Annotated in this window: 26 protein-coding genes and 1 pseudogene; 10 read left to right on the plus strand and 17 right to left on the minus strand. The window is 70.7% G+C overall.

The window, feature by feature from the left end:
• Positions 1-2: 2 nt before the first annotated feature.
• The 3 genes from ABD256_RS32910 to ABD256_RS32920 form a co-directional block, all read right to left on the minus strand.
• Positions 3-827 (minus strand): alpha/beta fold hydrolase, encoded by an 825-nt coding sequence (locus ABD256_RS32910; protein WP_344428074.1) that lies wholly within the window; start codon positions 825-827, stop codon positions 3-5.
• Positions 828-838: 11 nt separating this feature from the next.
• The gene (locus tag ABD256_RS32915) at positions 839-2,011 is read right to left on the minus strand and encodes a L,D-transpeptidase (protein ID WP_344428077.1); all 1,173 of its coding nucleotides are present in this window, start codon (positions 2,009-2,011) and stop codon (positions 839-841) included.
• A 187-nt stretch (positions 2,012-2,198) separates the two neighbouring features.
• Positions 2,199-3,275, minus strand: coding sequence for a UDP-N-acetylmuramate dehydrogenase (locus tag ABD256_RS32920; protein WP_344428079.1), 1,077 nt, complete (start codon positions 3,273-3,275; stop codon positions 2,199-2,201).
• A gap of 26 nt (positions 3,276-3,301) precedes the next feature.
• Between ABD256_RS32920 and ABD256_RS32925 the strand changes: the two genes are divergently transcribed.
• The 5 genes and pseudogenes from ABD256_RS32925 to purU all read left to right on the plus strand — a co-directional run bounded on the left by ABD256_RS32925 (position 3,302) and on the right by purU (position 6,909).
• Positions 3,302-3,802, plus strand: coding sequence for a DUF2505 domain-containing protein (locus ABD256_RS32925; protein WP_344428082.1), 501 nt, complete (start codon positions 3,302-3,304; stop codon positions 3,800-3,802).
• Complete coding sequence (locus ABD256_RS32930) at positions 3,781-4,605, plus strand: class I SAM-dependent methyltransferase (protein WP_344428085.1); 825 nt, start codon at positions 3,781-3,783, stop codon at positions 4,603-4,605. Before ABD256_RS32925 ends, ABD256_RS32930 begins: the two co-directional genes overlap by 22 nt.
• Positions 4,606-4,794: 189 nt before the next feature.
• Positions 4,795-5,160, plus strand: a pseudogene (locus tag ABD256_RS32935) (DedA family protein); the annotation flags it as partial.
• Between the two features lie 196 nt (positions 5,161-5,356).
• Complete coding sequence (locus ABD256_RS32940) at positions 5,357-6,019, plus strand: maleylpyruvate isomerase N-terminal domain-containing protein (protein WP_344428087.1); 663 nt, start codon at positions 5,357-5,359, stop codon at positions 6,017-6,019.
• 14 nt (positions 6,020-6,033) lie between these two features.
• Positions 6,034-6,909, plus strand: a complete 876-nt coding sequence (gene purU, locus ABD256_RS32945; RefSeq protein WP_425546561.1) for a formyltetrahydrofolate deformylase — start codon at positions 6,034-6,036, stop codon at positions 6,907-6,909.
• Positions 6,910-6,927: 18 nt separating this feature from the next.
• Here purU and ABD256_RS32950 read toward each other — a convergent pair whose 3' ends face one another.
• Positions 6,928-7,938, minus strand: coding sequence for an NADP-dependent oxidoreductase (locus ABD256_RS32950; RefSeq protein ID WP_344428093.1), 1,011 nt, complete (start codon positions 7,936-7,938; stop codon positions 6,928-6,930).
• Between the two features lie 83 nt (positions 7,939-8,021).
• Positions 8,022-8,456, minus strand: a complete 435-nt coding sequence (locus tag ABD256_RS32955; RefSeq protein WP_344428096.1) for an SRPBCC family protein — start codon at positions 8,454-8,456, stop codon at positions 8,022-8,024.
• A gap of 124 nt (positions 8,457-8,580) precedes the next feature.
• Between ABD256_RS32955 and ABD256_RS32960 the strand changes: the two genes are divergently transcribed.
• The gene (locus ABD256_RS32960) at positions 8,581-9,372 is read left to right on the plus strand and encodes a class I SAM-dependent methyltransferase (protein WP_344428099.1); all 792 of its coding nucleotides are present in this window, start codon (positions 8,581-8,583) and stop codon (positions 9,370-9,372) included.
• Positions 9,369-10,100, plus strand: a complete 732-nt coding sequence (locus ABD256_RS32965) for a class I SAM-dependent methyltransferase (RefSeq protein WP_344428102.1) — start codon at positions 9,369-9,371, stop codon at positions 10,098-10,100. Before ABD256_RS32960 ends, ABD256_RS32965 begins: the two co-directional genes overlap by 4 nt.
• A gap of 4 nt (positions 10,101-10,104) precedes the next feature.
• On the opposite strand, the gene ABD256_RS32970 is transcribed toward ABD256_RS32965, so the two are convergent.
• Positions 10,105-11,031, minus strand: coding sequence for an ABC transporter substrate-binding protein (locus ABD256_RS32970; protein WP_344428105.1), 927 nt, complete (start codon positions 11,029-11,031; stop codon positions 10,105-10,107).
• 118 nt (positions 11,032-11,149) lie between these two features.
• Here ABD256_RS32970 and ABD256_RS32975 point away from each other — a divergent pair, with 118 nt between their 5' ends.
• Both ABD256_RS32975 and ABD256_RS32980 read left to right on the plus strand, forming a co-directional pair.
• Positions 11,150-11,836 carry an ABC transporter permease gene (locus ABD256_RS32975; protein ID WP_344428108.1) on the plus strand — a complete coding sequence of 229 codons (687 nt, stop codon included), beginning with the start codon at positions 11,150-11,152 and terminating at the stop codon, positions 11,834-11,836.
• Entirely contained in the window at positions 11,833-12,576 is a 744-nt protein-coding gene (locus ABD256_RS32980) for an ABC transporter permease (RefSeq protein ID WP_344428111.1), read from the plus strand. The genes ABD256_RS32975 and ABD256_RS32980 overlap by 4 nt, the downstream gene beginning before the upstream one ends.
• 104 nt (positions 12,577-12,680) lie before the next feature.
• Here ABD256_RS32980 and ABD256_RS32985 read toward each other — a convergent pair whose 3' ends face one another.
• From ABD256_RS32985 to ABD256_RS33015, 7 genes are all read right to left on the minus strand, one after another.
• A complete protein-coding gene (locus tag ABD256_RS32985) occupies positions 12,681-13,034 on the minus strand; it encodes a YciI family protein (RefSeq protein WP_344428114.1) in 354 nt (117 codons plus the stop codon).
• A gap of 75 nt (positions 13,035-13,109) precedes the next feature.
• On the minus strand, positions 13,110-14,564 hold the full coding sequence (locus ABD256_RS32990; RefSeq protein WP_344428117.1) for an aromatic amino acid lyase: 1,455 nt from the start codon (positions 14,562-14,564) through the stop codon (positions 13,110-13,112).
• Positions 14,561-15,568 (minus strand): ornithine cyclodeaminase family protein, encoded by a 1,008-nt coding sequence (locus ABD256_RS32995; protein ID WP_344428120.1) that lies wholly within the window; start codon positions 15,566-15,568, stop codon positions 14,561-14,563. Before ABD256_RS32995 ends, ABD256_RS32990 begins: the two co-directional genes overlap by 4 nt.
• Entirely contained in the window at positions 15,568-16,113 is a 546-nt protein-coding gene (locus tag ABD256_RS33000; RefSeq protein WP_344428123.1) for a YbaK/EbsC family protein, read from the minus strand. The genes ABD256_RS32995 and ABD256_RS33000 overlap by 1 nt, the downstream gene beginning before the upstream one ends.
• Positions 16,114-16,126: 13 nt before the next feature.
• Positions 16,127-16,423 carry a DUF2516 family protein gene (locus ABD256_RS33005; RefSeq protein WP_344428126.1) on the minus strand — a complete coding sequence of 99 codons (297 nt, stop codon included), beginning with the start codon at positions 16,421-16,423 and terminating at the stop codon, positions 16,127-16,129.
• Between the two features lie 83 nt (positions 16,424-16,506).
• Positions 16,507-17,184: a hypothetical protein gene (locus ABD256_RS33010; RefSeq protein WP_344428129.1), complete on the minus strand. Its 678-nt coding sequence runs from the start codon at positions 17,182-17,184 to the stop codon at positions 16,507-16,509.
• The gene (locus tag ABD256_RS33015; protein ID WP_344428329.1) at positions 17,181-17,639 is read right to left on the minus strand and encodes a helix-turn-helix domain-containing protein; all 459 of its coding nucleotides are present in this window, start codon (positions 17,637-17,639) and stop codon (positions 17,181-17,183) included. The genes ABD256_RS33010 and ABD256_RS33015 overlap by 4 nt, the downstream gene beginning before the upstream one ends.
• Before the next feature lie 152 nt (positions 17,640-17,791).
• Between ABD256_RS33015 and tgmC the strand changes: the two genes are divergently transcribed.
• Positions 17,792-18,922, plus strand: coding sequence for an ATP-grasp peptide maturase system methyltransferase (tgmC, locus tag ABD256_RS33020; protein WP_344428132.1), 1,131 nt, complete (start codon positions 17,792-17,794; stop codon positions 18,920-18,922).
• Here tgmC and ABD256_RS33025 read toward each other — a convergent pair.
• From ABD256_RS33025 to ABD256_RS33040, 4 genes are all read right to left on the minus strand, one after another.
• Positions 18,868-19,545 carry a P-loop nucleotide/nucleoside kinase family protein gene (locus ABD256_RS33025; RefSeq protein WP_344428135.1) on the minus strand — a complete coding sequence of 226 codons (678 nt, stop codon included), beginning with the start codon at positions 19,543-19,545 and terminating at the stop codon, positions 18,868-18,870. The two genes, tgmC and ABD256_RS33025, sit on opposite strands and share 55 nt — an antisense overlap.
• A gap of 3 nt (positions 19,546-19,548) precedes the next feature.
• Entirely contained in the window at positions 19,549-19,959 is a 411-nt protein-coding gene (locus ABD256_RS33030; RefSeq protein ID WP_344428138.1) for a TFIIB-type zinc ribbon-containing protein, read from the minus strand.
• Positions 19,960-19,975: 16 nt separating this feature from the next.
• Positions 19,976-20,350, minus strand: a complete 375-nt coding sequence (locus ABD256_RS33035; RefSeq protein ID WP_344428141.1) for a VOC family protein — start codon at positions 20,348-20,350, stop codon at positions 19,976-19,978.
• A 71-nt stretch (positions 20,351-20,421) separates the two neighbouring features.
• Positions 20,422-20,649: a hypothetical protein gene (locus ABD256_RS33040; protein WP_344428143.1), complete on the minus strand. Its 228-nt coding sequence runs from the start codon at positions 20,647-20,649 to the stop codon at positions 20,422-20,424.
• Positions 20,650-20,680: the final 31 nt, after the last annotated feature.

Consider the following 20,680-nt stretch of genomic DNA (forward strand, 5'->3'; position numbering starts at 1 on the left):
GGTCAGCGTGCGAGCAGTCCTCCGGCGAACTGCCGCAGTGCCGAGGTGAACTCGGCCGCCTCCTCGACGAACGGCAGATGCCCCACACCCTGGAACCAACGCCCGCGGGCCCCCACTATCTTCCCTGCCGCGTATTCCCCGGCGGACACGTCGACGACCGCGTCCTCCGTACCGTGGATGACCAGCGCCGGGACGTCGACCGCGGCCAGCACGTCCGCGCTGTCGACCTCGCGGCGGAACAGCGCGGCCCGCACCGCGGGCGGCACCGACAGGCACGAGCCGAGCAGTGCCTGGGCCAGCGCGCCGGGCACTGGCCGCGAGGCCATGCCGTCACACAACGTGGTCAGCGCGGGCAGCGCGACCGCGATGTCCTCGGAAAGCGCGTCCGGCAGCGCCGCGCGCATGGCCTGCCCCACCTTGCCGCCCGGCCTGCCTCGGCCCAGTTCGGTGATGGCACCAGCCAGCACGATCCCGGCGATGCCCTCGGTGCCGTGCACGCGCAGGTAGTCGGTGAGCACGAGGCCGCCGTAGGACCAGGCCACCACGATCGCGGGCGCGCCGGCGAACTCCAGCACCGCGGCGAGGTCCGCCGCCCACAGGCCCGGATCGTCGTAACCCTCGACCGGCACGTCCGAGGTCCCGTGGCCGCGCAGGTCGACGGCGACGAGCCGGTAGCGCTCGGCGAGCCCGGGATCGGCGAGCTGGGGCGAGAAGGCCAGCGAGGACTGCGCCCAGCCGTGCACGAACACGATCGGCCTGCTCTGCTCGGCGCCGACGACGCGCACCCCGAGCCGGACTCCGCCGCCACCGACGACTTCGGTCTGCATCCGCGCCGCCGCTACAGCGCCGACTTCGACTGCCAGGTCTTCCAGTCGAGCAGCCAGTCCATCACGTCGGAGGTGGTCACCGCGTTGAGCTTGGAGCCGGTGACCTCGACCGGGTCACCGATCATCGCGCTGTCGAAGTAGGCCTTCGCGTCCTTGTCGAGCAGGTTCACGCACCCGTGCGAGTTGTTCGTGTTCCCGATCGCGGACGCGTTGTCCTGGTTCTCGTGGATGTACTCGCCGTGGTTGGAGATGCGGCAGGCCCACTTCTTGTTGACGTTCGTGTAGCCGTAGCGCGCGTTGTCGAAGCGCGCCGTCGGCTCCTTCGTCATCACGATGAACGTGCCGTTCGGCGTGTTCCGGTCGGTGACCGAGTCGAGGCCGTTGCTCGCCGGGTAGCTCGCCGACTCCTTGCCGTTGCGGTACACCTTCATCACGTGGTCCGGGGTGTTGATCTTGACCACCTGGTTGCGGCCGATCTTGAACTCGGTGCTCACGTCGTCCTTGGCGTACATCCCGCCGCCGAGATCGATGCCGTAGACCTTGGCGGTGACCTTCACGCTGGTGCCCGCGGGCCAGTACTCCTTCGGCCGCCAGTCGGCCTGCTTGTCGGAAAGCCAGGCCCACTCGCCTTCGACCTTCTGCGACGGCTCGACCACCAGCGCCTTCTGCGCGGCGGCCTTGTCCTTCACCGGGGAGGCGAACTTGACGCTGATCGGCATCGCGACCCCGACCTCGGCGTCGTCGCCGGGGTTGAGCGTGACCCTGATCTCCTTGGCGGGCTTCACCGTGTCGAACGCACCGGTGAGCTGCGCTTCCTTGGAGTCGGTGCCGGCGGCCTTCGCGGCGTAGGTGTAGCTCTTGCCGTAGCCGAGCTGGCCCTTGCTGGTCCAGGTGGTCTTCTCGGCGTCGAAATCGCCCTCGACGACCTTGCCTTCGGCGTTCGTGACCTTGACGTCGGTGAACTTGCCTTCGGCGACCTTCAGCACGACCGGCTGGGACACCGGCGCGTCCTTGGCGCCGACCACGGGCGTCGCGGTGATCTGGGCCTTCGGCTGCTCTGGCACGTCCCCGCCCGCGGCGCCGCCGGTACCCGGTGCCGCCGAATCGTCGCTCGAGCAGGCGGCGACCAGGACGGTCGCGCTGGTGGCGAGTGCCGCCTTGAACACCGTGCGCCGTTCGAACACCGGGGACCTCCTAGCTTTGGACGCGGCCGCATACCGAACACCGCCCGCAAACGCTTCGACGTTACCTGGACGTGCCTGCCGCCTCAGCGGTTGCCTTGTTCGTCCGGCTCGTCCCAGCCTGCCATGCGGACGGGCGCCAGGGGACGCCCGTCCGGGTCCGCCACCCGCATCGGGGATGCCGCGTTCATCACATCGCGCAGTTGATCAGCAGGGGTTCCGGGTGCAGAGAGACGCCGAAGCGCGCACGGACGCCGTCACGGACTTCGGCGGCGAGTGCGAGCAGGTCGGCGGTGGTGGCGGAGCCGCGGTTCGTCAGCGCGAGCGTGTGCTTCGTCGACAACGACACCCGCCCGCCGGGGCCCCGGTGCCCCTTGCCGAACCCGGCGCGTTCGATCAGCCACGCGGCGGACAGCTTCACCCCGCCGTCGGCCGGGTACCGCGGCATCGCGACATCGTCGCCGACGACGGAAGCGACGCGCGCGACGACGTCGGCGACGTCCGCCTCGGCGACGATCGGGTTCGTGAAGAAGGAGCCCGCGCTCCAGGTGTCGTGGTCGTCGGCGTCGAGCACCATGCCCTTGCCGCGGCGCAGCCCGAGCACGGCTTCCCGCACGTCACCGGTGGGCACGCGCTCGCCGACCTCGACGCCGAGCGCCCTGGCGAGCTCGGCGTACCGGACCGGCTGCGAAAGCCCGTCACCGTTCAGTTCGATCCGCACGCCGAGCACGACGGCCGCGTCGGTGCCCTTCAGCACGCTCGTGCGGTAGCCGAGGCCCAGCTCGTCGCGGGACATCGTGCGAACCTCGCCGGAGCGGCGGTCGAAGCAGCGGACCGACACCAGCGAGGCGCCGATCTCGAATCCGTACGCGCCGACGTTCTGGATGGGCGTCGCGCCGACCGACCCGGGAATGCCGGACAGGCACTCCACCCCGCCGAGCTTCTCCCCGACGACGCTGGCGACGAAGTCGTCCCAGTTCTGGCCCGCCGCGATGTCCGCCACGACCGTGCCCGCCGCGTCGCGGTCGAGCGTCCAGCCTTCGGTGGCGATCCGCACGACCGTGCCGTCGAACCCGTCGTCGCCGACGACCAGGTTCGACCCGCCGCCGAGCAGGAGCAGCGGCGTACCCGCCCGGTCCGCTTCCTGAACAGCGCTCAAGAGCGCGTCGTCGGTGGTCGCCGTGACGAACCGGCGTGCCGTGCCGCCGAGCCGCAGTGTCGTGTAGCTCGACAGGGGCGCCCGGGTGGGAGTTTCGACTGTGCTCACGTCCTGGAACGGTACTGTCTGCGCTCATGGGTTCCCGTATCGAGCACCGCGCAGAGTTCCCGCAGAGCGTCGCCGAGGTCTACGCCGCGCAGAGCGACGCCGACGTCCTGCGCGCGCGGCTCGACCGGCTCGGCGGCAAGCACGCCGGACTTCCCGAGCACGAGAAGACCGGCGGCGGCGCCCGCTACCGGCTGGTCCAGGGCATCGGCGCGGAGCAGCTCCCGCAGGCGGTGCGGACCCTGCACAAGGGCGACCTGATCGTGCACAGGGCGCAGACCTGGACCGCGGCGGGCGACGGGTACACCGGCACCGCGACCGCCGAGGTCGACGGTGTGCCCGGTGAGATCAAGGCCCGCACCGAACTGCGCGAAGAAGGCGGCGTGACGGTGCTTCGCACGAGCGGCGAGGTCAAGGTCCGCATCCCGCTGGTCGGCGGCAGGCTGGAAAGCGTCATCGCCGAACAGGTCACCAAGCTGCTGCAGCGCGAAGCCGAGTTCACCGCGCAGTGGCTGGCCGACAACGACTGACGGGCGGGCTGACGGGCGGACTGACGCGCGCGCTCGGCGCACCGACCCGCGGCACGACGAACCCGAACCGGCTCCGGCGGGTGGACCGGTGGCTCACGAGCTCGCCCGAAATCGGCACGCTGCTCCGCCGCGCGGCGGAGCCGCTCGTCGTCGACCTCGGGTACGGCGCGTCGCCGGTGACGACGGTCGAGCTGGCGCGCAGGCTACGCATCGCCCGCCCCGACCTGCGCGTGCTCGGCCTCGAACTCGACCAGGACCGGGTCGACGCGGCCCGGCACGCCGCGGATCCGCCCGCGCTGGACTTCCGCCGCGGCGGGTTCGAGCTCGCGGGCACTTCGCCGATCCTCGTGCGCGCGTTCAACGTGCTGCGCCAGTACCCGGAAGACGAGGTCGCGGGCGCGTGGCGGCTGCTGCTCGACCGGATGGCACCCGGCGGGCTGCTCGTCGAAGGGACGTGTGACGAAATCGGCAGGCTGTGTTCCTGGGTGACGGTCGCCGAAGACGGGCCGAGAACGCTCACGCTGTCGTACCGGCTCGCCGAGCTGGAGCTGCCGTCGACCGTGGCCGAGCGGCTGCCGAAGGTGCTCATCCACCACAACATGCCTGGTGAACGCGTGCACGGGTTCCTGCGGACGCTCGACGCGTGCTGGCTTGCCGCGGCGCCGCACCGCTCGTTCGGCGTGCGGGCGCGGTGGGCGCAGACGATCGCGCTGCTGGCGGACCGCGGCTGGCCGGTGCTGACGAGGAGGACGCGCTGGCGGCTCGGCGAGCTGACCGTGCCCTTCGCCACCGTGCGGCCGTGAGGGCTGGACTTCTACGCGCTGTTCACGTCCCGCATGCCGCTGGGTCACCCGGTGGCGACCTGGGGTGATCACGATGATCGCGTGGAGCTGCTGAACGAGGTCACCGGCCTGCTCCGGAGCACGCTGGACTCGCCATGGCTGTGGCTCGCGCTCTTCCTGGTCGCCGGGCTCGACGCGCTGCTCCCGTTCATGCCGAGCGAAACGGCCGTGGTGCTGGTCGCCGTGCTGCTGGGCCAGGACCCGCCGCGGCTGGCACTGCTCGCCGTGGTGGCCGCCGCCGGCGCGTTCGCGGGCGACTGCGCGAGCTACTGGATCGGCCGCACCGCGGGCGAACGCGTGCTGGCGGGCATGCGGCGCGGCGAGAAGACGCGGCAGCGCTACGACTGGGCGAAGGCGCGTGTCGACGAGCACGCGCCGCTGCTGATCGTCGGCGCGCGATACCTGCCGGGCGGCAGGGTCGCGAGCGGGCTCGCCACCGGGAGCCTCCGTTTCCCCTGGCGCCGCTTCTGGGTGTACGACCTGTGCGGCGCGGGGGCTTGGGCGGTGTACAGCACCGTCGTGGGGTGGGTCGGCGGCGCCGGGTTCGCCGACGAACCGGCGAAGGGCCTGCTGCTGGCGGGCGCGCTCGCGCTCACGATGCTGGCCGCGTTCGAAGGCGCGCGGCGGTTGCGCGGGTGGCTACGCTCGCGGCGTGGACCACGAGACGTACCTCGACGCGATCCGAACACACCTCACGGCCTTCCACGCGGCGGTGACCGGAGCGGGGCCGGACGCACCGGTCCCGACGTGTCCGAAGTGGACGGTCAGCAGGCTGGTCGGCCACCTGGGCAGGGTGCATTCCATGGTCCGCGAAGCGGTGGCGCACCCGGACGCCGGGAAAGTGAGCCCCGAGCCTGCTCCTGACGGCTGGGACGCGGTGCTCGCCTGGCAGCAGGCCAAGAGCGCGGCCATGCTCGACGCGCTCGGCGCCGGGCCCGACGTCCCGGCGTGGCTGCCGTTCCCCGGTTATGCGAAGACCACCGGCTCGTGGGCACGGCGGCAGGCACACGAATGCGCGATCCACCGGCTGGACGCCGACGCGGCGAACGGGGGCGGAACACCGCCGTTCGATCCGGCGTTCGCGGCCGACGGCACCGACGAGATGCTGACCTCGCTGCTGCCGTTCCGCGCGTGGGCGGACTCGGCCGCGACCGGATCGGTGCTGGTGCACGCGGCGGACGCCGGGCGGGTGTGGACCCTGGAGCTGCGGAGCGGCGTCCGGCCCGTGGTGGCCGACGGCACTTCGGCCACGTTCGACGCCGACGTGACGATCGCGGGCACCGCGGACGCGGTGTACCGGCGGCTCTGGGGCCGCCCGTCGGCCGCGTCGGTCATCGGCGACGCTTCCTTGCTCGAACCCCTCGCGGCACCGTGACGAAACCAGGAAGGATGGCGGCCATGCCGCACCAGTACGTCATCACCTTCGGCTGCCCGGACCGGAGCGGGATCGTCGCGGCGATCTCCACCTTCCTCGCCGAAGCGGGTGGCATGATCGCCGAAGCCGCCTACCACACCGATCCGGACACCGGCTGGTTCTTCACGCGCCAGGTCGTGACGGCGGGTTCGCTGCCGTTCGACGTGCACGAGCTGCGCGACCGGTTCGGCGCGGTCGCGCGGTCGATCTCACCGGAGTCGGAATGGCGGGTCACCGACACCGGCGAGCGCCGCCGCGTGGTGATCCTGGTGTCCAAGGACGGCCACTGCCTCTACGACCTGCTCGGCAGGGTCGCCGCGGGCGAACTCGACGTGGACGTGTCGGCGGTCGTCGGCAACCACCGGCCGCTCGGCGACATCACCAGGGCGCACGGCATCCCGTTCCACCACGTGCCGTTCCCGAAGGGCGATCCCGAGGGCAAGGCCGCCGCGTTCGCCGAGGTCGCCGCGATCGTCGGCTTCCACGACCCGCACGCGGTGGTGCTGGCGCGGTTCATGCAGGTGCTGCCCGCCGATCTCTGCGCGGCGTGGGCGGGGCGCGCGCTGAACATCCACCACAGCTTCCTGCCCTCGTTCGTCGGCGCGCGGCCCTACCACCAGGCGCACGCGCGCGGCGTCAAGCTCGTCGGCGCGACCTGCCACTACGTCACGGCCGACCTGGACGCGGGCCCGATCATCGAGCAGGACGTCACCCGCGTCGCGCACGGCGACTCGGTTTCCGACATCGTGCGCAAGGGCCGCGACATCGAGAAGATCACGCTCGCCCGCGGCCTGCGGTGGCATCTCGAAAACCGCGTGCTGGTGCACGGGACCAGGACCGTCGTCTTCTGACCCCGGTCTTCCGGACGCTCAGAGCCGCACGAGCATCTTGCCGGTGTTCGCGCCGCCCAGCAGGTCGAGGAACGCCTGCGGGGCGTTGCGGATGCCGTCGACGACGGTTTCGGAGTACTTGATGCTGCCGTCGCGCACCAGCGGGGCGACCTCGGCGAGGAACTTCGGCTGCAGGTCGAAGTGGTCGCTCACGAGCATGCCGCGCAGGGTGAACCGCTTCGCGATGACCTGCCCGAGATTCCTCGGCGCCGGCGTGGGTTCGGTGGCGTTGTACTGGGAGATCATCCCGCACACCACGATGTGCCCGTGCAGGTTCAGCGAGTCGATCGCGGCTTCGAGGTGCTCGCCGCCGACGTTGTCGAAGTAGACGTCGATGCCCTCGGGCGCCGCTTCGCGCAGCTGATCGGCGACGGGTCCGTCCTTGTAGTTGAACGCCGCGTCGAAACCGAGGTCGTCGACGAGGTGCCTGACCTTGCCCGCGGAGCCCGCGCTGCCGATCACGCGCCGGGCGCCGTTCACTTTCGCCAGCTGGCCGACGATCGAGCCGACCGCGCCCGCCGCGCCGGAGACGAAGACGGTGTCGCCCGCTTTGAACGCGGCGACGTCGAAGAGGCCGCTGTACGCGGTCAGCCCCGTCATGCCGAGCACGCCGAGGTAGGCGTTCAGCGGCGCCGCGTCCGGGTCCACGCGGACGGCCGCCTTCGCGTCGAGCACCGCGTGCGTGCGCCACCCGAGCTGGTGCAGGACCACGTCACCGGGCTTGAAGGTGTCCACCGCGGACTCGACGACCTCACCGAGCGCGCCGCCGTGCATCACCTTCCCGACCTCGTACGGCGCCGCGTACGACTTCGCGTCGCTCATCCGGCCCCGCATGTACGGGTCGACGCTGAGCACGAGGTTGCGGACCAGGATCTCGCCCGGCCCCGGCGCGGGCACGCCGGTGTCCACGATGGAGAAGTCGTCGAGGGTCGGGGCGCCTTGGGGGCGGGCGGCGAGCCGGATTTCGGTCGCCTTGGCCGGTGCGTTCACCAGTAGCTCCAGTGGTAGTGGTTCCTGCGGTTACGCTCGTGCCAACGCGTTAAACGGGGCGCGAATTCCGGTTGTGGCGAGTGCTACACCTCGCCGGCGAGGTTCGCCAGCACGCCGTCGTAGATGCGCTTGAGCCCCTTCGGCGCGAACGTCTTCTCGAAGAAGCCGCCGATTCCCCCGGCGCCGTTCCACGTCGTCTCGATGCGCACCAAGCTGCCTTCACCCGCGGAGCGCACGGTCCACGTCGTCACCATGCTGGAGTTCGCGTCGGTCTCGACGAGCGTGCCGGGCTCCGGCTCGGTGACCGTCGCGGCGACATCGCGCACGCGCTTTTCGGTCGCCTGAAGCTTCCACGAAGCCTTGGTTCCCGCGCCCGTGCCACCCTCGGCGACCTGGTAGTCGCGGTAGTGCTCGGTCAGGATCTTCGACCGCGTCCCGGCGTAGTCCGCGACGAGCGCGCGCACCTTTTCCACCGGCGCGCCGATCACGCGTTCCGCGGTGGCTGTGACCTGGGCCATCTCACTCCCCGTTCCGTCTTGCCTACTCGACACGCCCACGATTCCACACCGCCGCCGGAGCCTTCACGCGCGTCCAGCCCGCCCATTAATGAAAATGGTTTCACTGTCGGCTACGGTGGCGAGCATGGCGAACGCGGCAGGGCAGGCGGGAACGGCGCGGTTGTGGACGCTCGGCGACTACGCCACGGTGGGCGACCGGTGGTCCGCCGCGGGCGCCGCGCTCGCCGAACGGACCGTCCGGCCGGGTGACCGCGTGCTGGACATCGCGACCGGAACCGGCGTGGTCGCGATCGCCGCCGCCCGCGCGGGCGGCGTGGTCACCGGGCTCGATGTCACCCCAGCCCTGCTCGAAGTGGCCACGGCTCGTGCGGGCGACCTGCCGGTGCGCTGGCGTGAAGCGGACATGGCCGCCACCGGCGAGCCGGACGGTGAGTACGACCGCGTGCTGTCGGCGTTCGGCGCCATGTTCGCGCCCGACCCGGCGGCCATGGCGGCGGAACTGGTGCGGGTGTGCCGCCCCGGCGGCACCATCGGGCTGACGGCCTGGCTGCCGGACAGCACTTTCGGACAGCTCCGCTCGCTCTACACCGACGTGCGGCCGGAACGGGAAGCCGGCCCCGACACCGAACGCTGGGGAGATCCGGCCCGGCTGGCCGGGTTCTTCGCCGGTCAGCCCGTGCGGCTGGACACGGCCGTCGACACGGTCGACGTGCGCTGGCCCTCGTTCGAGGACGCGGTCACCGAGATGACCACCATGGTGCCGGGCATGGTCGCCGCGCGCGCCGATCTCGAGTCCACAGGGGACTGGGACACCGCGTACCGGCGGCTGCGTGAGATGCTGGCCGCGGGCCGCGAGGACGACCGGGGTTTCGTGCTCCCGGTCGGGTATCTGACCGCCGTGGCGCACCGCGCGTGAAGGCCTGGCAGGAGGAATGGGACCGCCTGATGGCGGTCTACCAGCCACGCCGGGACGAAGGCGTGACCGCCGCGTTCGACCTGATCGACGCCGTGGTGGATGGCGGGCGGCCGGAAATCCTCGACCTCGGCGGCGGCACCGGATCGCTCTGCCGAAGCGCCTTGGCGCGCTGGCCGGGTGCCGGGACGACGCTCCTGGACCTGGACCCGGTGCTGATGACGATCGCGCGCGAGACCTTGCCGCCCGCGGCCCGGCTCGTGACGGCCGACCTGGACACTGCGGCGTGGACCGGAGCCCTGCCGCACCGGGAGTACGACGCCGTGGTGGCGGTCATGGCGCTGCACTACCTGCCGCCCGGCCGGGTGACCGCGCTCTACGCCGAGATCGCGGGCGTGCTGCGCGGCGGAGGGCTGCTGGTCGTGCTCGACCACATGCCCGATCCCGGGCTGCCCGCCCTGTCCGGCCGTCTGCGGCACCGCCTATCCGATGCGGATGCATCGAATTGGAATTCGTGGTGGACCCGTGCCGCCGCCGATCCGGTGCTCGGTCCCGCCGCGGCCGCCCGCACCGCCCTGCTGGCGGACCGCCCGTCGGCGGAATGGACGCCGCCCACGGCATGGCACATCGACGCGCTGCGCGCCGCGGGCTACGCCGAGGCGGGCACCGGCTGGCGCCACGGGACGCATGCCGCCGTGGTCGCCGTCGCCGGTACCGCCGGAAAGCGCTGAGGAACTACGCCAGGCCCTTGTCCTTCAGCCAGTCCTTGGCGACGTCGGCGGCCTGCTCACCGTCGGAGTCGACGCGCTTGTTCAGTTCGCGCAGTTCCTCCGTCGTCAGCTTCGCGCTCACCGCGTTGGCCGCCGCCGCGAAGTCGGGGCCGCGCTCGTCGAGCACCTTCCTGTTCACCGCGGGCACGACGTTCTCGGTCGGCACGATGGTCAGGTCGTCCTGCAGCGCGGTGAACTGCGGGTCGCCGACCAGCGGGTTCACCGAGTCGACGGTGACCGCGGTGATCGTGCCGTTGCGCAGTGCCTCGATCCGGGGGCCCGCCTCCTGGATCGCCTGGAAGCTCGCGTTGAGCTTGTAGACGTCCTTGAAGCCGAGATAGCACGGAATGCGCTTCTCGCACTCGGGACCGCCGCCGAGGATCACCTTGTCCAGCTTCTTGAGATCGCTGATCCTGGTGAGCCCGTGCTGCTTGGCGAGATCGGCCTTCACGATGAAGGTGTTCTTGTTCTCGGCCTGTGCGTAGTCCAAAAGGGACACTCCGGACGGGGCGAGCAGTTCGGTGAGCTTCGCGTGCTCGGACTTGGCGTCCTTCGGCGCTTCGGCGTTGAACCCGGTGGTGATCGCGGCGCCCTGGTACTCCGGCAGGAACTGGAGCTCACCGGACTTCAGCGACGGGTAGATGAGCTCGCGCGAACCGATGTTGAGCTTGCGCTGCACCGGGTAGCCCTTGGCTTCCAGCGCTCCCGCGTACACCTCGGCGAGGATCTGGCTGTCGGTGAAGTTGAACGACGCGACGACGATCGGCGCGCCACCCTTGCTCTGTGCCGCGGGCTGGCCGCTGCCGCCGTCGCCCCCGCCACCGCACGCCGCCAAGCCGAGTGCCGCGGCCGCGGCCGCCGCGGCCACACGAATGTTCCTGGTCCAGCGCATGAGGTCTCCCATCTGGAATGAGGAACAAGACACTAACCCCGGGCACCGACAGAATCCACGTGCTGAAACGGTTTCTCAGCAATCGGAATCCGTCGGCCCGCGGCCGTACACTCACGCGGTGCGGGAGTTCTCGATCGCCCAAGGCGGCAGACCGATCTTCGAGTGGCGCTGGGTCGAGCGCAACGCCGAAGCGATCGTCACGCGGCTCACCGAGCACGTCTCGCTGACCGCCGCGGCGCTGGGCATCGGGCTCGCGGTGTCGATCGTGCTGGCCGTCGTTTCCTTGCGGTACCGCTGGTTCGCCACCACGGCGAACGGTTTCGCCGGTGCGCTCTACGTCATCCCCAGCCTCGGCGCGTTCGCGTTGCTGCGGCCGTTCTTCGGGCTCACGTTCACCACCGCGGTGCTCCCGTTGGCGAGTTACACGATCCTCATCCTGATGCGAAACATAGTCACCGGAATCCGGCAGGTGCCTGCCGAAGTCCGGGAAGCCGCGGTGGGCATGGGTTTCACCCGCGGCAGGCTGCTCGCCCAGGTGGAACTCCCGCTCGCACTGCCGGTGATCATCGCGGGACTCCGCGTCGCGGCGGTCACCACGATCGGGCTCGTCACGGTGACTTCGATGCTCGGCATGGGCGGGCTCGGGTTCTTCATCCGCGCCGGGATCCAGACCACCACGCCGAACCCGACGCCGATCATCGTCGGCATCGTGCTGTCGATCCTGCTGGCGGTACTGGTCGATCTCCTGCTGTGGCTGGCAGGACGCGCGCTCGCGCCGTGGGCGAGGAAGGTGCGTGCCCGATGAGCATCATCGACGAAACGGTGCGGTGGCTGTCCGAACCGAACCGCTGGAGCTGGACGGACCCGGCGGGCATTCCTTATCGGACGGTCGAGCACCTCGAATTCTCGTTGCTGTCGCTCGCGGTCGCGGCGCTGCTGACGATCCCGCTGGCACTCGTGCTCGCGCACTACCGGCGCGGGGAGTTCCTCGCGTCGAGCGCGGTCAACATCGGCCGCGCGATCCCGAGCTTCGGGCTCATCATCCTGTTCTGGTTCCTGGCCAGCAGATGGGACGTCAGCACGACGTTCTGGCCGCTGCTGCTCGCGCTGGTCGCGCTCGCGCTGCCGCCGCTGTTCACCAACACCTACGCGGGCGTGACGTCACTGGAACAGGACACAGTGGACGCCGCACGCGGCACCGGCCACACCGAACTCCAGATCATGCTGCGCGTCGAGCTCCCGCTCGCGTCGCCGGTGATCCTGGCCGGCCTGCGGGTCGCGTTCCTGCAACTGGTCGCCACCGTGGCGATCGGCGCGATCGTCAACGACGGCGGCGGCCTCGGCCGGTACATTGTGGACGGTTTCGCACTCGGTGCGGGCGGATACGGTGAAATCGTGGCGGGCGGCATCGCGGTCATCGCGCTGGCGCTCGTGTGCGAAGGCGTGTTCGCCTTGATCACCCGGTTCGCGGTGCCGCGAGGACTGGCGCTGCAGCACCGGGGCCGCTCGGAAAACCCGCACGCGGTCGCCCCCGATCCGAGCTGAAGCACTTGCCGCCGGTTTTGCCCACCGCGATCGAACGGACCGCGTTCGAACGCGGCCGGGCCGGGACCCGGCACTGGACAGATCCCGGCGCGACCGCGATCCGGTCAGATACCGTCCGAAAAGATGAACTTCCGGACTTCCACCCCGAGGCCCTTGATCTTCGTGTCCGGGATGAGCGCGGCCAGTTCCCGCGCGCGTTCGTCCGATTCGGCGTCCACCAGGTAACAGCCACCGGCGAACCGCTCGGTGCCGAGGAACAGCCCCTTCGACACCCCGGACTCGGACACCACGACGGCCTCCGCGGGGTCGTTCAGCGCGAACGTGCAGACGAACTCGCCGCTGGCCTTCGTCGCCTCCATGAACGCGCCGTGCCCGTTCGTGATGTCGTCGTTCTGCTCCTTGGTCAGGTTCGCCAGCACAGTGGGGTCGATGTGCATGGTGAGCAGGTACTTGGTCATGTCGGCTCCTCGGTTCCGCGGCGCCCCTTCGGCGCCTTTCGCGAGCAAGTCGGAGCCGCGGCCCGTGCCTCTACATCACGCGTCGAGAAGTTTCAGTCTTTTTCCGAGCCGCTCGAGATCGGGGCCGAGCGGCCGGTCCACCAGCACCGGGTCGACCGTTTCGCCGACCCACGCGTACACCGCGTCCACCCCGGGCGCCGCCGTGCCGCCGCCGCGGAGGTGATCGGCCTGGAACGCGGCGATCAGTTCGCACGCGGAGATCACCGTGAGGTGCTCCACCGCCGCGCGTAGCTGCTCCCCCGCGGCGGGCGCGAACGCCTGCACGTCCTCCTGGCCCGCGGACGTGTCGGCCGACCCGAGCGTGGCGGGTGCCGCGAGCCGCCGCAGGGCGTGCAGCTCGCCCGCCGCGCGCTTGTGCAACGGGGAGAGCCCCGCCTGCGGACCCGGTTCCGCGGCGAGTTGCGCCGGCAAGCCGGTGAACCGGTCGTCCAGCACGCGGTGCAGCCGCTGCACGCCGATCTCACCGAGGTGGACCAGCGCGGCGGTCACGGCGTCCATCCGCAGGCCGAGGTCGACAGCGTGGAAACCGGTCGTCGAAACGAACCCGCCGTCGATGAACGCGGGCGAGTCCGCGGGGACGCCGATGGCGCGCTCGACCGTCTCCGCGAGTTCGCGCAGCACCCGGCGCGCGTGCGCGATCGCACGCGGGCCCACCCGCGCCGATACCGGGACCTGCACCACGTCCTCGCGCACCGCGGCACCTTCGACCAGCGCGAAGACCTCGCCGAGTACATCGGTGAGCACGGAATCGGTACCGCCTAGTGCCGGGTCGTACCCCGCCAGCGGCGCACCGAGGATGTCGGCGGCACCCGCCGTGCACAGCAACGTGACCTCGACCGCGCGCGCGGCGTCGACACCCCGCAGCACGGCATGCGCCCTCGCCAGCGGAGCGCCCTGGATCAGGCTCACGCCCTCTTTCGGCCCGGGGACGTATGGCTCGACGCCGCGCCGGGAAAGCGCGTCCGCGGCGGGCACCTCGTCCTCGCCGTCCAGCACGGTCCCGATCCCGGCGAAGGTCTGGAACGCGTGCGCGAGCGGGATGATCTCGCCCGCGCTGCCGAGCCCCGCACGCGGCACGGCCGGTACGAATCCGTCGTTCAGCCGCTCAGCGAGGAAACGGACTAGCTCAGCGCTCACGCCCGCCCCCGGCGCCAGGAAGTCCTGGAGCCGCGCCGCGAGCAGCGCCCGCACGTCGCGTTCCGGCAGCCACGGCGGCCCGCCGACCGCGCGCCCGATCAGCAGGTTCCGCTGGTGCCGCGCCTGCTGCTCCGGCGTCAGCGGCACGCCGGCGAAGCGGCCCATGCCGGTGTTCACGCCGTAGACGGGCCGCGTGCCGCTCGCCAGTGCGGCGAGCACGGTCACTCGGCCTGCCGCGAGCACGTCGAATTGAGCACTGCTCAACTCCACTCGCGCGCCGTCGGCGATCGCGCGGACGTCCACCGCTGCCGCACCCTCCGGGAGTTCGCTCATCGGTACGGCAGCATCGTGCCGGCGTCGGCCTGTTCGGCCCTGCCGAGGATCAGGTGCGCGACCGCGAGATCCGTCGTGGACAGGCCGCGGTGCCAGAACAGCACGCGTTCCCGGTCGTTCTCCCTGCCCGGCCTGGTGCCCGCGACGACGTCACCGATCTCGGCGTGCACCCGCTCCTCGGTGAGCAGGCCCGCGTCGAGCTGTGGCCGCAGTGCGCCGAACGCGGGGTTGCCGGACCGCGATTCGCGCCAGTCGTCGACGACGACCTTGTCCACCACGTCGAGCAAGCTGAGTTCCAGGGCGCTGATCGTGCCGTAGGGCACCAGCAACGCGCCCGGCCGCACGAACTCCTTGCGCAGCAGCGGCTCGGGCGAGGTCAGCCGGGACGCTTCGACCAGGATGTCCGCGCCGTCGAGCGTCTCCTCCCAGGTCGCGCACGCCCGGACCGGTTTGCCGAGCCGCGCGGCGAGCCGTTCCGCGAAGTCCGCGCGCGATTCCGGCCGCTTGCTGGTCACCCGGATCTCGTCGAAGTCGAAGAGCGAGTCCAGCAGCACCACGTTCCACCATGCCGTGCCGCGCGCGCCGACGTGCCCGAGCACCTTCGCGTCGCGGCGGGCGAGGTACTTGGCGCCGACCGCGGTCATCGCGCCGGTGCGGGCGTCGGTGATCATCGTGCCGTCCACGATGGCACGCGGCATGCCCGTCTCCGGGTCGAGCAGCAGGATCAGCGCCATTTCGCTGGGCAAGCCGCGTTCGAAGTTCGAGACGAAGTCGCCGACCACCTTCACACCGCTGACCCGCTTCGCCGACAGGTGCCCGCGCAGGACGTTGAAATGCCCCTTGCCGCCGTTGTCCGGCACGAGGTGCGTCCGCGGCTCGAACACCACGCGCCCGGTGCCGTGGTCGGCGAGCACGTCCTCGACCGCGCCGACGATGTCCGCGCCGGTGATGCCGAGCGAGTCGATGTCGGCACCGGAGAGGTACCGCATCCACACCTTCGTCATCAGCGCGCGAGACCGTCGATGACCTCCGCACCGGGCAGTGCCGCGGCGACCGGGCCGGGGATGAACAGCTTGCTGCCGCGGATCCCGCTGCCGATGACGAGTTCGGGCGCTTCGGCGACGGCCTTGTCGATCAGGATCGGCCAGTCGGCCGGCAGCCCGACCGGGGTGATGCCGCCGTACTCCATGCCGGTGAGCGAAACGGCCTCGTCCATCGGCGCGAAGGATGCCTTCCGGACGTCGAGACGGCGCTTGATGACGCCGTTGACGTCGGCACGAGTGGTCGCGAGCACGAGCGCGGCGGCATAGCGCACTTCGCCCGAGCGCTTCCCCGCGACGACGACGCAGTTCGCCGAAGCCGTCAGCGGCGACGAGTACGCCTCGCAGAAGGCCGCGGTGTCCGCGAGTTCGGCGTCGATGGCGGCGACGCCCACCGCGTCACGATCGGCGAGTGCGGCGAGCGCCTTGGCCACGGGTTCCGCGAGGAGGTCCGTGTGCTGGGCCGCGGGCTCGACGGTCAGGGTTCCGGCGATGGTCCAGGTGGTCACGCGGCCAGCGTACTTACCAGTTCCGGCCGCCGCGCTGGACCTCGATGAGCTTCGGCCGGACGTCCACGATGTAGACCAGCGACGCGACCATGCCGGCAAGCCAGAAGATCGTGCCGTTGCCCCAGAACCCGGTCAGGCCCATGATCAGCGTGGCGCCGCCGGTGATCGCGAGCCACAGCGGCTTCGTCTTGCGGTCGGCTGCGGCGTAGGCGTCGGCGCGCTGCAGCAATGCGTGCACGAACGCGAACAACGCCGCCAGTGTTCCGAGCTGGTCGATGACCCAGCAGATCCAAAAGGCGATGGGCGGCACGCCCTCAGCCTACTTGAGGTGCTGCGGACAAAACGGGCCCCCGGCACCTCGAGCAGGTGCCGGGGGCCCGGTGCGGGGAACGCCTACTTCTCGGTCTTCGGCGCGGTGGTCTTCTTCGCCGTCGACGCGGTGGTGGTGCGGCGCGTCGTGCTCGCGGCACGCGGGGCCGTCTTGTTGGCGGCCTTGCGGGCCGCGCTGCGGGTCTCGTGGGCGACCTCGTCGCCCGCCTCTTCCACCTTTTCCGCGACCTCGGAGGCGACCTCGGTCACCTTGCGGGCGGTCTTCTCACCGGCGGAGCGGGTCCGCTTGGTCACCTTGCCGAGCACGCCGTCGACGCGCTCACGGGCGTCGCCGGTGACCTCGTCGACGCGGTCCTGCGCGGTCTGCAGGGCGTCCTCGAGCTGCTCCAGTGCCTTCTTGACCTGCGGCTGGGCGGCGATCTTGTCCCACGCCTGCTCACCGGACTCGGCCAGCTTGTTGTACAGCTTGATGGCGGCCTCGGTGTACTCGTCGATGACCTTGCGCAGCTCGGCCGGGTCGAGCTTCTCGCGGAGGCTCTCGACGTCGGTCGGGAACTCCTCGAGGTTCTTGCGGGCCGCCTCGCTGCCCTCGTTCACGCGCTCCTTGGCCTTGCTCACGGCGTCGACGACGGCCTGGCTGGCCAGGTTGCCGGCGCCCAGCGCGGCGAGCAGCGGCGTGCGCACCTGGTCCAAGGCGGTGTTGACGGCCTTGCGAACGTCTTCGGTCTTGGGTGTGGTCATGGTTTGTTCACTCCTCGGAATGGGACGGCACCGTTGAGGGGCGGATCGGATGCCGCGGTGTTTTCTTGCGCGGTGTTTTCTTGCGCGGTGTTTTCGCGGGTCGAGCGCGTCGCCTGGTTCTCCCTGCGGAACGACTCGTAGACATCGAGCAGGACCTGCTTCTGCCGCTCGGAAAGCTCGTTGTCCGACCGGATCGCCTCGGGCACGGGGCCACCGGTCGGCAGGTCCAGGATGCCGGCCTGGACGTACAGGGCCTCCGCGGAAATCCGGAGCCCCTTGGCGATCTGCTGCAGGATCTCCGCGCTGGGCTTGCGCACCCCGCGCTCGATCTGGCTCAGGTAGGGGTTGGACACGCCGGCCAGTTTCGACAGCTGGCGTAGCGAGATCTTCGCGGTGCTGCGCTGCTGCCGGATGTACTCGCCGATGTCGGAGGCGATGTCGGCGACCTTGTCCATCGGTCCGGTCGCCGGGTTTGCCGACTCGCGCGGCTCTGTCATCCGGTCACCTCCTTACGACCACACCGACGGTACGCGAGCGTGCTAGCAGTTGCAAGCACTCTGCTTGCAACTATCGGGTGTGTCTCGTGTCACCGCGATAAGCTGGGGAAATGGCCACGATTCGTCGTCGGCGCAGACTCGTCGACTCGCTTCGCGAGGACGGCGCGCTGTCCGATCCGACCTGGGCCCAGGCGTTCCGCGCGGTGCCGAGGCAGCTGTTCCTGCCGCGGTTCTTCGTGGCGGACGGGGATCGCTGGGCGGCCGTCCGAGCCGGCGACGACGGCTGGCTCGACCACGTCTACCGCGACCGCGTCCTGGTCACCCAGCTCGACGATTCGCCGGAGCTGTGGGAAGCCGCGCGCGTCAACGGCCCTGTCACCGGCGTCCCGACCTGCTCGTCGAGCATGCCGTCGATCATGGCGATCATGCTCGAAGAGCTTCGCGTCCGTGACGGCGACCGGGTACTCGAGATCGGCACCGGAACCGGGTACAACGCGGCCCTGCTGTGCGCGCGGCTCGGCGACGCGAACGTGTCCACAGTGGATATCGATCCGGCTCTCGCGTCCTCGGCCCGCGCCGCGCTCCATGCGGCCGGTTACCACCCGGCGTGCCAAGCGGCCGACGGCGCGCTCGGCATGCCGGAAGAGGCGCCGTTCGACCGGGTCCTGTGCACCTGCGCGGTGTCGCCGATCCCGCCGGCCTGGCTCGCGCAGACGAGACCCGGCGGGCTGGTGGTGACCACGCTGCACCGCCCGATCGGCGCGGGACTCGTCCGCATCGTCGCCGGGCAGGGCGCATGCGGCGAGGGACGAGTGCTCGCCAGGGACGGCCGGTTCATGCCGATGCGCGCGCATCGGAAACCCGGACCCGACGCCGTTCTAGCGGCTCGGGAAGACGGCGAGCGAACAGCGCGGACGACGGACCTGCCGGTGTCCGAAGTGACGGACCCATCGAGCCCGTTCGAGTTCTTCGCGGGCCTCGCGCTGACCGGGGTCACCCCGCGACACGGTGCCGACGCGGTGACGTTCACCCATCCCGACGGGTCGTGGGCGACGCGCACCGGGAACACCGTCGAACAGGGCGGCCCGCGGCGCCTCTGGGATGACGCCGAACGAGCCAGGGACGAATGGAAAGCGCTCGGGAAGCCGACACGCCGCAGGTTCGGCGTGACGGTCACTCCCCAGCGTCAGAGTTTTTGGCTCGACAGGCCGGACGGCCCGAGCTGGCCGCTCGACGGATGAGCCGCCCACCGGTCGAGCACCCACCGCTCCGCGTGGTCGACCGCCGCTTCGATCGGTTCCTCGGTCGTGTCGAACACCTCGACCGGCGGGTCCATCGTCGCCGCGGTGTCCCGCAACCACGCGGCGAACTCCAGCATCTCGGCGACCCTCGGTTCCGACCACTCTCGCCACGCGGGCCGGGCGAGCAGCCGCCGCCGGAGCGTCGCGTCGTCACCGACCAGCGCCAGGTAGTGGATGCTCGAAAACAGCACGCGTTCCGGCCGCGTTTCGAACTCCGGCGGCGCGACCGTGCCGCACAGCACGACCGGCCTGCCGCTCTGGTGGATCATCGCGGCGAGCCGGAGCCACGCGGACCGGAACCCGGGATGCCCGTCGACGTCGTCGCGAAGGCCCGCCGTCCACAGCACGTCCTGTTCGAGCACCACGAACCGGTCGGCGAGGCGCTCGGCCAGCAGCGGGCCGACCGTCGACTTCCCCGCGCCGCTCGGCCCGGTCAGCGCGAACAGCGGTAGCCGCCGGAACGGCCACCGATGCCCGCACCTCGCGCACGACAGCACGTCGTCCACGACGACCGGCCGGTCCGCGCGATCGCCGCACGCCGGGCAGATCTTCAGGTCGAGCACGTGTCAGTCGAAGAGGTTCTCGAGGAAGCCGCCACGGCGCTTGCGGTGCCCGCCCCTGCCGTACGGCCCCGGCGAGTCCGAATACCCGCCGCGGTAACCGCGCGGCGAATCCGCGTAGCCACCGCGGTACGGCCCCGGCGAATCGCCGTGCCCGCCGCGGTAGGGGCGCGGCGAGTCACCGTGTCCGTACCGCGTGGTCGGCGCGTGCCCTCCCTGATGGGCGTGCGGCTGGTACGGCGGCGGTGCCTGATTGGCGTAGTAGGCGCTCTCCGCGCCGGCGATCTGCTCGAGCTCACCGCGGTCGAGGAAGATGCCGCGGCATCCCTCGCACTGCTCGATGTGCACGCCGCCCTTGTCGACAGTCTTCATGACGTTTTGACACTTCGGACAAATCACGTATATCAGCCTACGCATGTCCGTCCCGGTGACGTCAACACGCGCACAAGCAGAACGGGTGACCCGCCGGATCGGCGTAGACGCGGAAGCGCTTCGGCTCGTCGTCGAGCAGCTTGGCCCCCAGGCCGAGGACGCGCTCCTGCGCCGCGTCGAGATCGGGAACCTCGAGGTCGAGGTGGAACTGCTGCGCACGCTCCAGTGACGGCCATTCCGGCGGGAGGTACCCGTCGACGCGCTGAAAGGCGAGCACCGCGCCACCCGACGGGTTCGGCAGGTCGACCCATCCCCCGTCTTCGGACACGTCCAGGTTCGCGGGCCAGTCGAGCACAGCCGCGTAGAACCGGGCCAGCGCGGTGGGATCGGGGCAGTCGAGCACCACGGAACCGAGCTTCGGGATTGCGGCGGTCATGCATCCTCCTCGCGTTCGCTTCATAACCAGCGAAACGATTATGAGGGTTACGTCGGAACGCCGCAACCGACCTAGCGCGGCCGCCGCGGCAACGACACCGCGGTCGCGCACGCCAGCAAGATCACGCCGACCCCGCCGATCACCCAAGAACTCCACACCGGCGCTCCCATGCCGACCAGAATCCCGGAAACCCCGAACGACGAATGCCACGCCGCCTCGGTGACCGCGGAACCGAAACCCTGCACGAGGAACAACGCGGCCAAGACCCACAACGCGGTCCGCGACCCACGACCGGACATCACCGACACCACCGATCCTCCATTCCGATGC

Origin of the sequence: Amycolatopsis minnesotensis (assembly GCF_039529815.1) — a bacterium.
GTDB lineage: Bacteria > Actinomycetota > Actinomycetes > Mycobacteriales > Pseudonocardiaceae > Amycolatopsis > Amycolatopsis minnesotensis.